This window comes from Rhabdobacter roseus (genome assembly GCF_014202275.1).
Classification (GTDB): Bacteria; Bacteroidota; Bacteroidia; order Cytophagales; family Spirosomataceae; genus Rhabdobacter; species Rhabdobacter roseus.
Genome location: NZ_JACHGF010000020.1, coordinates 49,049 through 60,939 on the forward strand (window position 1 = coordinate 49,049; position 11,891 = coordinate 60,939).

10 protein-coding genes are annotated in these 11,891 nt (G+C 55.2%); 5 read left to right on the top strand and 5 right to left on the bottom strand.

Annotation, left to right across the window (positions count from 1 at the left end):
- Positions 1-294 precede the first annotated feature (294 nt).
- Together ruvB and HNQ92_RS28035 are read right to left on the bottom strand one after the other, a co-directional pair.
- A complete protein-coding gene (gene ruvB / locus HNQ92_RS28030; RefSeq protein ID WP_184180005.1) occupies positions 295-1,320 on the bottom strand; it encodes a Holliday junction branch migration DNA helicase RuvB in 1,026 nt (341 codons plus the stop codon).
- A 136-nt stretch (positions 1,321-1,456) separates the two neighbouring features.
- On the bottom strand, positions 1,457-4,936 hold the full coding sequence (locus HNQ92_RS28035; RefSeq protein ID WP_246440979.1) for a PKD domain-containing protein: 3,480 nt from the start codon (positions 4,934-4,936) through the stop codon (positions 1,457-1,459).
- Positions 4,937-5,277: 341 nt separating this feature from the next.
- Here HNQ92_RS28035 and HNQ92_RS28040 point away from each other — a divergent pair, with 341 nt between their 5' ends.
- Complete coding sequence (locus HNQ92_RS28040; protein WP_184180012.1) at positions 5,278-6,312, top strand: PorP/SprF family type IX secretion system membrane protein; 1,035 nt, start codon at positions 5,278-5,280, stop codon at positions 6,310-6,312.
- Positions 6,313-6,411: 99 nt separating this feature from the next.
- A complete protein-coding gene (locus HNQ92_RS28045; protein ID WP_184180015.1) occupies positions 6,412-7,188 on the top strand; it encodes an NIPSNAP family protein in 777 nt (258 codons plus the stop codon).
- 92 nt (positions 7,189-7,280) lie between these two features.
- Here the strand turns inward: HNQ92_RS28045 and HNQ92_RS28050 are convergent, their stop codons facing one another.
- Positions 7,281-8,588 carry a Gfo/Idh/MocA family protein gene (locus tag HNQ92_RS28050; RefSeq protein WP_184180018.1) on the bottom strand — a complete coding sequence of 436 codons (1,308 nt, stop codon included), beginning with the start codon at positions 8,586-8,588 and terminating at the stop codon, positions 7,281-7,283.
- Positions 8,589-8,842: 254 nt separating this feature from the next.
- Here HNQ92_RS28050 and HNQ92_RS28055 point away from each other — a divergent pair, with 254 nt between their 5' ends.
- The gene (locus tag HNQ92_RS28055; protein WP_184180021.1) at positions 8,843-9,622 is read left to right on the top strand and encodes a glycerophosphodiester phosphodiesterase family protein; all 780 of its coding nucleotides are present in this window, start codon (positions 8,843-8,845) and stop codon (positions 9,620-9,622) included.
- A gap of 83 nt (positions 9,623-9,705) precedes the next feature.
- On the opposite strand, the gene HNQ92_RS28060 is transcribed toward HNQ92_RS28055, so the two are convergent.
- Together HNQ92_RS28060 and HNQ92_RS28065 are read right to left on the bottom strand one after the other, a co-directional pair.
- Positions 9,706-10,227, bottom strand: a complete 522-nt coding sequence (locus HNQ92_RS28060) for a C40 family peptidase (protein WP_184180024.1) — start codon at positions 10,225-10,227, stop codon at positions 9,706-9,708.
- Positions 10,228-10,282: 55 nt separating this feature from the next.
- Entirely contained in the window at positions 10,283-11,005 is a 723-nt protein-coding gene (locus HNQ92_RS28065) for an RDD family protein (RefSeq protein WP_184180027.1), read from the bottom strand.
- Positions 11,006-11,236: 231 nt separating this feature from the next.
- Here HNQ92_RS28065 and HNQ92_RS28070 point away from each other — a divergent pair, with 231 nt between their 5' ends.
- Both HNQ92_RS28070 and HNQ92_RS28075 read left to right on the top strand, forming a co-directional pair.
- Positions 11,237-11,449, top strand: a complete 213-nt coding sequence (locus HNQ92_RS28070; RefSeq protein ID WP_184180030.1) for a hypothetical protein — start codon at positions 11,237-11,239, stop codon at positions 11,447-11,449.
- A 106-nt stretch (positions 11,450-11,555) separates the two neighbouring features.
- Positions 11,556-11,825, top strand: coding sequence for a putative toxin-antitoxin system toxin component, PIN family (locus tag HNQ92_RS28075; protein ID WP_184180033.1), 270 nt, complete (start codon positions 11,556-11,558; stop codon positions 11,823-11,825).
- The last annotated feature ends 66 nt before the right edge of the window (positions 11,826-11,891 follow it).

Sequence of the window (11,891 nt, forward strand, 5' to 3'; positions counted from 1 at the left end):
TTAAGTTTTGGGTGTTTACCGGCGAAGTAGAGGAAGGTACTTGATGGACAATAAAGCCAAAGGTCTGCATGTCAGCCTAAAAGCGACCTTTGCGCCTGCTTCTTGTGGTATTCTTCTTCATCCGTTTCTGCTTACCTTCGCCGAAGAAAAATTCCTGATTCAAGTTGTTAGAACGAGAAATGGTATCTATTTAGTATTTTTTGTAACTAAATAGATAAAAAGGTACTTTGTCGTTAAGAAAAATCGCCTCGGGAGCCTGACACCGAGACGATTTCAGAAAACGGGGAAGGAGCGCTAGAACAGCTCTCCGGTGCGGTACTTGGGCAAAATTCCGAGGTGGCGGTAGGCTTTTTCGGTTGCTTCGCGGCCTCGAGCCGTGCGCTTCAGGTACCCTTCCTGAATCAAAAAGGGCTCGTATACTTCCTCGATGGTTTCGGCTTCCTCGCCGCAGGCCGTCGCAATCGTAGACAGCCCCACGGGGCCACCCTTAAACTTCTCGATGATCGTAAGCAAAATGCGGTTGTCCATTTCGTCAAGGCCGTTCTGGTCCACGTCCAGCGCCAAAAGGGCCATTTCGGCAATGGCCACCGTAATGATACCCTGGCCTTTGACCTGGGCAAAATCACGTGTGCGGCGCAGCAGGTTGTTGGCAATCCGGGGGGTACCTCGGCTGCGACGGGCTATTTCAAAAGCGGCGCTGTCGTCAATGGGGGTACCTAGGAGGGCGGCGGAACGCCGCACAATGGAGGCCAGCAGCTGCGCATCGTAGTATTCCAGGCGGGCGTTGATCCCGAACCGCGCCCGCAGGGGCGAGGTAAGCAGGCCGGCGCGGGTCGTAGCGCCCACCAGCGTAAAGGGGTTGAGGCCAATCTGCACGCTACGGGCGTTGGGGCCGCTGTCGAGCATGATGTCGATCTTGTAGTCTTCCATGGCCGAGTACAGGTACTCTTCCACGACGGGATTGAGCCGGTGAATTTCGTCGATGAAGAGCACGTCGTACTCCTGCAGGTTGGTGAGCAGTCCCGCCAGATCGCTCGGTTTGTCCAGGACCGGGCCAGAGGTAATCTTGATATTCGCGCCCAGCTCGTTGGCCACGATATGCGACAAGGTCGTTTTGCCCAGGCCCGGCGGGCCGTGCAGCAGCACATGGTCCAGGGCATCGCCGCGCTGCCGGGCGGCCTGCACAAATATTTTCAGGTTTTCCAGTATTTTATCCTGCCCCGTGAAGTCCTCAAACGAAAGCGGCCGCAGCGCCCGTTCAATTTCCTTCTCAGTGGAAGATAGCGGTTCTTTCTCGCCGGAGAGATAATCTTTACGCATGAACTAATCGTTTCGAAGTGGATTTCGTTGCCAGAGCATAAAAGGCTAGCCGGACCGAAAGGTACCTACACGCTTTTTGCTACGGGAAACGAAGGGAATCAAAAATACGGATTTTTGGGCGTAAAGCAGCACAATTTTACCGGATCACGGTCACGGAGCCCCGCTCTACGGCGGGAGGGCGCTCGGGGAAGTCTTCGCTGCTGTACGAAACGATGTAGGCATATACTCCCGGCTGTACTTTCAGCCCCCGGTAGGTACCATCCCAGCGTTTTTCGATGCTGTCGGAGGCAAAGATCACTTCGCCCCAGCGGTTGTAAATTTTCAGGTTGAAGTTGGTAAAGTACGCGCCAAAGACATCCAGGAAATCGTTGCTTCCGTCGCCGTTGGGCGTAAAAGCGTCGGGAATGTACAGCCGCGGCTCGCATTTGTCCAGCACCACGGTCGTTTTCTCCACCGAACAGCCCTGGGCGTTCATGGCAATCACCAGGTACTGGCCCGTCCGGTCCACCTGGATTCGCTGGGTACTGTCGCCGGTTTGGGGCCAGAAGTAGCTCAGCTCACCCCGTCCGCGGGCATCCAGCGTGATCACCCCGCCCGCATCTACGCACAGAACATTCTCGGGTGCCAGGTCCAGCACCGGCGGCGGCGTGGATCTAACCAGTACCTGATCCGTCGCTTCGCAGCCATTTTCGGGGTTGCGTACGGTCAGGGTATAAGTACCGTCTTCCTGCACAATCAGCGTGCGGTCGGTGGAGCCATTGCCCCAGATGTACTGATTGCCCGGAAAATCCACCGCGTAGGGCATGAGGTGAACCGTATCGCCAATGCACTTGCCTCGGTCGGGGCCTAGGTTGGCCAGGTTGTCTTGGTCGAGCCCTACCCGAATGCCCGTGAGCGTAAACGTACAGCCCCCGGCGTCGGACGCTTCCAGGCTATAGGTACCTGGGCTGAGGTTGTTGATGGACGAATCGGTGCCGATGATTTGCCCCCTGTTGTTGCGCCAGCGGAATACGTTGGGCTGCCCGCCGGTGATGTTGAGGGCAATGGCCCCGGAGTCGGGCTGGGTACAGGCGGCGTTGTCGATGAGCGGACTCATCTGTAACGTATTGGCTGCCGAGCGCAGGGCAAAGCTGGTGTCGGTGGTACAAGCCTGCGGGTTCCCGCTCACGCGCAGCGAATAAGAGCCTTCGCGCAGACCCGTCAATTCGGGCAAAGTACCCAGTACGGTGCTGTCCAGGCTGGTCCAGGCGTAGTTGTAAGTACCCGGCGGCGCAATGGCCGTCACCGTAATGGCCCCGTCGGCGGTGGTACAGCCCGTGGGCGTCAGCAAGTCGGCAGTGATGCGGGCGCGCGGTCGGGCTACTACCTGAATCGTATCTTCGTTGTAGCAGTCGTTGGCATTTTTTACCTCCACAAAGTACATACCCGGCTGGCGTACCGTGATGTCACGGGTGGTTTCGCCGGTATTCCAGGTAAATTCGCGCCAGGTAAGGCCGGGGGCGGAGAGCACAATGCTGCTGTCGTTGCACATGGTGGTATCGGGCCCCAGCGAGAAGGCGGGCGGACGGCGCAGGGTTAGCTCCAGGGTATCGACGCGGAAGCAGGCTCCCTGGGGGCCGTTGGCAGCAATGCCTATGTACTGTCCGGTGTTGGTAGCACTAAGTACCTTTTCGCGGCCAAACAAACGGCCGTTGTAGAGCCAGAAGTACTCTTCGGCCTCCACGTTGATTTCCAACCGCACGGCGTTGCGGCATTCGTCGCGGTCAGGTCCCAGGTCGATGGGCTCGGGCGTGGCAAAGATCTCAATCTCCTGGGTAAAGGTAGTATCCTTACACTGGTTGACGGCGCGCATCGTAACCGTATAAATGCCGGGGTTGCGGTAGGTATGTTGCACCTCGGTTTCCTTGCCCGATACGGGCGCACTGCCGTCGCCAAAGTTCCAGGTGTAGGTATCCTCAATGGGCTGGCAAAGCGGACTGGCCTGAAAGGTAGTAGGCGCGCCGGAACAAAAGCCGTCGGCCTGGAAGCCGGGGCCGTCGCTTTCCTGGGTGAAGTTTTGTACCAGGCTGGGAAGTCCCAGTTGGCTGGTTCTACCCCCGAGGCTTACGCCATTACGCTCGTATTCGATGGCCGTGACGGAATTCTGATCCGGCTCGCCGATGACGGCCAGGAACTGACTGCCTTCGATGGCCATGTAAATTCGGCCGTCGGAGCCAATCTGGAGCGCGCCGAATTTCTGCGTTCGGGAGCTGTCGATCACGATCCTGGACTCCGCCACGAGGGCCGAGTCGCCCAGACTAATGTCGTATTGTACCAGGAGGGAGGCCGTGTCGCTGCCGTTTCCGATGTAGGAAACGTAGAGTTTTTCGCCGTCGGGCGAGAATTCCACCCCGTAGGCTTTGGGTGGCGCGGGACCCAGGTCAACGGTGCGCTCGTAGCCAAGTACCCCCGTAGAGTCCGAAAAAGTGAATATCTCCACGTAGTTATTGGGCGGTCCGGGTACCACTACCGCCAGGCGACGCAGGCCGGTACTATCCGGCGCAGAAAACTTCATGTAGCCTTCGCCTTTGGTGGGGGTATCGTGGGCCATACCTAAGGGGTAGGTACCTGCTTCGGTAAGCCCGCCCGTCGTGGCATGGTACACCCGAAATACGTTGCTGCCGTAGTCGTGCGAAATGATCCAGAAGGTACTGTCGCGGTCGTTGCGGACGGAGGCCAGCCGCTCGGTGGTCGATTGCTGCAGAATGGTGTTTTGTTCCACAATGGCCCCCTTGCCTCCTTCCCGGCGCATGTCTACGACGGTGGTGGTGAGGAGCTTGGTGGTATCGTTGATGTCGGTAGTAGTAAAAACCGTATACAGGTAGTCGCAACCCCGGCAGGTAGGCTGCGGTACAATCAGCGCCGACTGCGTGGAGTTGGGGCTTCCCAGCAGGGGCAGACAGCTATCGGCCTGGCACACCATCTCGTTTCCCTCCTTATCAAAAATCTTAATACCGTCGGTATAAAACAGCAGCTCGCCTTTGGAGTTGGCAATGGACGAAGAGCCTTCCGGCGTATTGAGCTTTCCGTCGGTGATGGCTACGGGAGCGCCTCCCGAAAAATCCAGCCCGGCATTATTCCCAAAGAACCACTTGGCTCCTTCTCCCCCGGCAGGCTCTAAACAAATCTTGACGTTCACCCGGTCCTGTATCTTACAGCCGTTGGGCAGAATCACCTCCACCGAGTAGCAGCCTGAGCTATCTACCTCCAGGGTTTGGGTGGTATCGCCTTTGGGGTACCAGATGTACTGCGCACCCGGAGGCGCTCCCATGGGGTAGGGGTCGAGGGTGATGGTTTCGCCGGGGCAAATGGTGGTATCGGGCTTCCAGTTCTGGAAAGAAGGAGGTAGTTCGCCGATCTGGACGATGTCGGTGTAGCTATCAGTGGTACCATCGGCCAGCGTACGGGTGAGCGATACGGTGTAGGCGCCCGGTGTGGCGTAGGAGTGGCGCGGATTCTGGCGCGTGGAGGTGTTCTCCGTACTGGCGGCATCGCCGAAGTCCCAGCGCCACGAAACGGCGGTGCTGAGCGTATCCCTGAAGGACGTGGAGTCGGCTTCGCAGTCGGGATTTTGCATGCACTGGCCTTGTACCAAAAACGGCGTTTGGGCGTGGACAGACGCGCTAGCCATAAAAACAGCCAACATTCCTACGCACCAAAAAAAAAGCCTGTACCTATTATAAATCCACCCCATTGTTCGTTACTTACTCAAATCCACAGTCCTTTGTTCTAACTATTGCATTCTCTGCTAGTTCTAACGAAAATAAAATTCTAAAATTTTGTTCGATAAATATTCAAAATACCTCCTTCTTTGGTCTTTATTACGCAAGGTGGCGCTAATTTGTGAATAATAGTCGTCAAAATATGGGCCACATCGGATTTTGGCGGGCTATTTTCGACTCATGAATGTATTTAACTATGATCAAGCGATTACTACTTCTACTTACGTTGACCCTCAGTACGCTAAAAGGTTGGAGCCAGGACCCTCAATTTTCGCAGTTCTACGCTAACCCGCTGTACCTCAATCCTGCCATGGCGGGTAGTGCGCTGGCACCCCGTGCCACCGTCAACTACCGTAACCAGTGGCCGGCCTTGTCGGCCAACTTCGTGACTACCTCCTTCGGGGCGGATATTTATTTGCCGCGCTTTAACAGTGGGCTGGGGATGCTGGTACTGACGGACAGCCAGGGGCTGGGTAATCTTAAGTCAACAGAAGTAGGGCTACAGTATGCCTACCAGCTTCGGCTGAACGAAGAAACCTACGTGCGCATGGGCCTTCAGGGTACTTTTGCCACGCGTACCCTCGACTACTTTGGGCTCACCTTCGGCGACCAGTACTCCAACCAGGGCTATACCGGCAACCCTACCCAGGAGCCCATCGTGGGCAACGGCATTCCGCAGGTATCCTACGCCGATTTTTCGTCGGGGGCCATCGTGTACTCCGACTGGTACTGGGCGGGGCTGGCTATGCACCACATCAACCGGCCCGACCAGTCCTTTTCGGGGCTGGAGCTGGCCCGCCTACCCATGAAGACCAGCTTCCACGCGGGGCTACGCATTCCGTTTGCGGGCTATACCTACCTGGGCGACGAGCTCGACCGCGAAAAAACCATCTCGCCGGCCATCATGTACAAGTCGCAGGGTAAATTTGATCAGTTTGACGCGGGGCTGTACGTAACGTACTCGCCCATGGTGTTTGGGGCCTGGTACCGGGGGATTCCGATCAAAAAGTACGCCGAAAATATCAACAACCATGAGTCATTGATCGTGCTGGCAGGCTTTAGGCAGGACAAATTCTCCATTGGCTACAGCTACGACGCCACCATCTCCACGCTGGGTTTTGCCAGCGGTGGCGCGCACGAAATTTCCCTTTCTTATATTTTTGAAGAAATCACACCCAAGCGCCCCCGCCCGCGCCGGAAAGACCGGCAGCTTTCCTGCCCCAAGTTTTAGAGATTTTACTACAAAAAATAAAAGTACCTACCTTGCATAGAACGCGGCTATGCCTGCCTTTCTACTCGTGTAGTTTGTGCTTTATTTAACCTGCTTTTTATGAACCGCTTTTTTAGCCTTTTTTGTTTACTGGCTCTGCTGAGTCAAAGTACCTACAGTGCCGCGCCCAAGCGCGATTTTTATGAAATCAGAATCTATCACCTGAGCGGCAAAGCGCAGGAAGAGCGGGTAGAACGCTACCTCAAAAATGCCTACCTCCCGGCGCTCCACCGGGCGGGTATCAAGGAAGTGGGGGTGTTCAAACCCGTGGAGACGGACACCGCCGCCGGTAAGCGCATCTACGTGTACACGCCGCTGCGCTCGCTGGACCAGGTACCCAAGCTACTCCAGCAGCTCGAAAAGGATAAGCAGTACCTGGCCGACGGCCAGGAGTACCTGGAGGCCGCCTGGAACAACCCGCCCTACCAGCGCATCGAGACGATCTTGCTGGAAGCCTTCGACAAAATGCCCCGCTACCGCAAGCCTACCCTTGACAGCCCCCGCAGCCAGCAGATCTACGAGCTGCGCAGCTACGAAGGAGCCACCGAGAAGCTATACAACAAGAAGGTAGAGATGTTTAACACGGGCGGCGAGATCGCCATTTTTGAATCGTTGGGCTTCAACGCCGTGTTTTACGGCAAAGCGCTGTCGGGCCGAACCATGCCCAACCTCATGTACCTGACGACCTTTACCGACAAAGCCTCGCGCGACGCCCACTGGAAGTCATTCAGCAGCGACCCGGCCTGGAAAGCGCTGTCGGGCAAGTCGGAGTACGACCATACCGTCTCCAAGAACAATACCTACTTCTTGCGCCCTACGGAGTACTCGGATATTTAAGTACCTAGAAGGTACCTTAAAGTGCCCTTTTAAAGCCCGAAGGCCCGGACAACACGCCGGGCCTTCGTTTTTGGAAAAAAGCGAAAGGTACTTTATACCGTTTCGGGCATCATGTAGGGAGCCCGGTACTTGCGGGTGAGCAGGGCATTGGCTTCCTTGTCGTTCACGAATTTCTCCGTTTTGGGATCGAAGGTCAGTGCGCGGCCCGTGCGGTAGGCAATGTTGCCCAGGTGTGCCAGCCCCGACGACAGGTGCGCCGTCTCGACGGGGCCGTTCAGTTTAGAGGCATCGCGGGACACCACGGCGTCGATGAAGTTCTTGTAGTGGTCGCCCCCGGCTTTGCGGGTGGGGCCGGGCTTGCGGTCGCGGCCCAGGAAGGTTTCGTAGAAATCGTAACCCTTCACCACCATGTACCCTTCGGAGCCGTAGAAGATGTTGCCAATGTCGACGCCGTCCTCGCGGTTGGTCATCCAGGGGCGTACCTCAAACTCGATGATTTTCTTTTCTTTGGGATAAATATAGGTCGAAGAAAGCAGCTCGGGGGTTTCCTGGCAGTCGTCCCACAGGAACTTACCACCGGCCGAGGTGATTTTTTCGGGGAAGGTATCTACGCCCAGTCCCCACATGCACATGTCCGTTTCGTGAATACCCTGGTTCCCGATGTCGCCGTTGCCGTAGTTCCAGTTCCAGTGCCAGTTGTAGTGCACGTAGTTCTTGGAGAAAGGCCGCATTTCGGCCGGTCCGGTCCAGAGGTCGTAGTTGAGGCCCGCGGGTACGGGCTCGGTACCTTTGTTGCCAATATCGGGCCGCCACTTATACACCAGTCCGCGCGCCATGTACACGTTCCCGATCAGGCCGTCGCGCAGGTGCTTCACGGCTTCCTGTAGCGCCTCCGAGCTCCGGAGCTGCACGCCGTGCTGCACGATGCGGTTGTACTTTTTGGTGGCTTCGATCATCTTGCGCCCTTCGTGGAAGTTGTGCGAGCCGGGTTTCTCCACGTACACATCCTTACCCGCCTGGCAGGACCAGATGGTAGCCAGCGCGTGCCAGTGGTTGGGCATGGCAATGCTGATGACGTCAATGGACTTGTCGTCGATGACTTTGCGGAGATCCTGCTCGGTTTTGACCTTCTTGCCCGCCTTCTCGTTAAATTCTTTGGCGCGGGTTTGAAGTACCTCGTTGTCAGGGTCGCAGAGGCAGGCTACGTCTACGTTTTTAAGATTAGAAAAACCGCTGATGTGGTTTTGCCCCCGGCCGTTGATTCCCAACACGGCCACCTGGACGCGATCATTGGCCCCGAAAGCGCTGGCCGGAATAAAGGTAGGGATCGAAAGCGCTACGGCCACGCCGGCGGAGTTTTTGATGAATTCCCGGCGGGAAACCTGGTTCTCGTTCTTCATTGCGTTAAGGAATTTAGGATTAATACGGTTGAATAGGTACTTTATACTACTCTAGAAGACGACAAACGTACCATAACTACCTTATCCAGAAGAAAAAAGTATAAAAGGGTAGCAGAGCGTACCCGCTCGTAGGGTACCCGTAGTACCCCGATTGATAATACTTTTTTTACGGAGTAGATAGCGCCAAACCGCGCCCTTTTTAGTTGGTTAGCGTTTTCCTTTGTACAAGTACCTTTTATCTTTTTTGCCTACCTATGAAACTTTCCTTTTTTCTCTTCCTTACGTGCTTGGCGGGCCTGGTGTCGGCTCCGGGCCAGGCGCAAAAAAAAGCAAGTATGAGCAAAGTCATCGCGCACCGGGGCGCCTGGAAAAACACCCAGGTACCTCAGAACTCCCTCGCCGCGCTGCAGCACGCGGCCCGGCTGGGCTGCTACGGCAGCGAATTTGACGTACACATGGCGGCCGATTCGGGACTAGTTATCAGCCACGACCACGTGATCCAGAACGTAGCCATTGAGAAAAGTACCTCCGCGGAGCTGGCGGCGGTGAAGCTCGCCAACGGCGAGGCACTGCCCACCCTGGAAGCCTACCTGAACGCCGGGAAGAAGCACAAAAAAATGCGGTTGGTGCTGGAGATCAAAGCCTCGCAGCTGGGCAAGGAGCGCTCGCTCGCGCTGGCCGAGCAGTGCGTACGGATGGTCCGGAAAACCAAAACCCGCGCGCAGGTAGATTACATCAGCTTCGACTACGACGTGTGCCAAAAAGTAAAGGAGCTGGATCCGGCGGCACCGGTAGCCTATCTCAACGGCGACAAAACGCCCGCCGAAGTAGCCGCTGCCGGACTTTACGGGCTCGACTACCACCACAGTGTGTTTAAGAAAAACGAGAACTGGATCGAGGAAGCCAAGCAACAGAAGCTGACGCTCAACGTCTGGACGGTCAACGACCGCAGCCTGATGGAGTGGTTTTTGGAAAGAAAGGTGGACTTCATCACCACCGACGAGCCCGAGCTGCTCCTGGAGATGACGAAATAGGTACTGCGTCTACGCGCGCCCAACGAGCCAGGTACCTCGCCAGGGGTACTTGGCTTTTTCTTTTGAAAGGGTACTTTGGAAAATCAGTCTCCGTCCTCGTCGGAAAGAAGTACCCGCCGGATGGCCACGAAGCGGCGGCGGTAGTAGTCGGCGCTCAGGAGGTCGTAGCGGATACCACCCTTAAAGGCCGAGTGAATAAAGCGGACGTAGTTGGCGTTGACTTCGGTGATGATACCCACGTGGCCTACCTGGCTGCTTTGGGTACTACTGCCTTTGAAAAAAATAAGGTCGCCGGGGCGGGCTTCGGAGAGGTCTATTTTTTCGCCTTCTTTGGCCTGCGCGGCGCTGGAGTGAGGCAGGGAAATATTCCATTTGGAGTAGCAGTAGCGCACAAAGCCGGAGCAGTCGAAGCCTTTCTTGGAGGAGCCCCCGGAGCGGTAGGGGGCGTGCAGGTGGCGCTCGGCAAAATCCAGGAGAGAAGCGATGGTGCCGGGCTCTTCAGCGGGGGCTTTGGTTGTTTTGGCCTGGGCCTGAGCTAACTGGAAAGATCCAGCTGCGATCCAGACAAAACTGCCTAGAAACAGCATTCTTACTAACTTTTTCATCAATTAGGAGGAAGGTTCTCTTTGCTTTAACTCTCAAAGAAAACGAAATATTGCCTTAATCCAAATTATTGGAGGCATAAAATGCATAATCATTCAGGAGTGTGACCAGGAAATCGTAGGCGGATGACTGGGCTTGGACGCCCAGCACCGCCGCCACTTTTTCGGCCGTAAGGGCGGTCATTTCCGGGTCTTTGCGGCCCACTACCTCCCGGATGGTACGGATGTCGCGGTCGGTAAGCTGGGTGGTTTGCGGGTAGGTAGGCTGGTAGTCGGTGGGGGTGGGGGGGTAGGCTATGTCGTGCAGGCGGATGCTGCGGTAGGCCTTCACCACCGTGGTACCCGCCGCCAGGTCGCCCAGGCGCTGGCCCCGCCCGTTGATGATGATCGTCAGTACGGCCACGAGCCCCGTAAAAAGTACCACGTCCACCAGCGAAAGCAGCCAGCGCAGCAGGTAGGCACTGAGCGTAGCTTGGCGGCCATCGAGCCGTACCACTTTGATTCTCATGATTTTCTTGCCCATTGTTTGCCCGTCCAGGAAGTACTCGCACAGCAGCGAGTAGAGCATGATGGGCAGTATAATACCGCCGATGGTGATCCAGGTACCCGAAATGCTGTCCGGATTCACCCGGTTGGCCAGCAGGCCCATGAGAGCCAGCACGGCCAGCAGCCAAAGTACGTACACGATGTAGTCGAGGATTTGGGCAATGATGCGCTCGCCCAGGCTGGCGGGTTCGTAGTCGATCGCGACGTTTTGGGCGGTTTGGATGCGGAGGTTCATGAAGTAAGGGTACTTTTCAAGGTCAGTTGGTTAGGATAATCGGTCGTGGGCCAGGTACCTCACAAAGTACCTTTAAGCGCCGGGTGATTCGGGTCAGGAAAAATTCGAATCGCTAGGCGGCAGGAAAAATAAACCGAAACTCGTAACTTTCCTACCAGAACGCACCAAAATTAGGAGCAGAAGAGCGTTTAAAAAAAGGAAATAGTATCTTATAGCAGAAATCTGAAAACGATGACACAGCGAGAAGTATTAAATGCTTTTGAGGCCTTGCCGGCCGGAGAACGACTAATTGTTGCTAAAAAAATACAGCTAAAAATGGCCGATGTACTCTTTGAGGAACTTGACGCTGAACTACCCGATGTAACGTTGTCGGTGGAAGAAATCCAGAAAGAAATAAAGGCTTATCGTAATGCCAAAAAGAAAAAAAATCAGGATCGTTCTTGATGCAAACTGGTATATATCAGCCTGTATAAGTCGTAAATCGCGGCATACCGTTTACTACAAAATCCTCAAAAACCCCCGCTTAGAAGTTTTTTATTCATAAGAGTTAGTGGAAGAGTTTCAGGAGGTGATAAGCCGCCGAAAGTTTGCTAAAATCATCCGCGGTAATCAAATTATTCGGTTTATGTCCTTGACACTATCCTTTATGACCAAAACGAATGTGCAGCAAATCCCTAAGGTAGTTAGGGATAGTGATGACGATTACCTGCTGGGTATTTGTACAAGTTGTCAAGCTGATTTTTTGATTACCGGCGATCAGGATTTATTGACTTTGAAGACTTATCAGGAAACAGGGCTTTCTCATAAAAATGGCAAGTAGTTGTTAGCCTTACTTTTGTGGTTGACTAGACTACAAAAACCATGACTACTCCTACTTGCCAGCTTA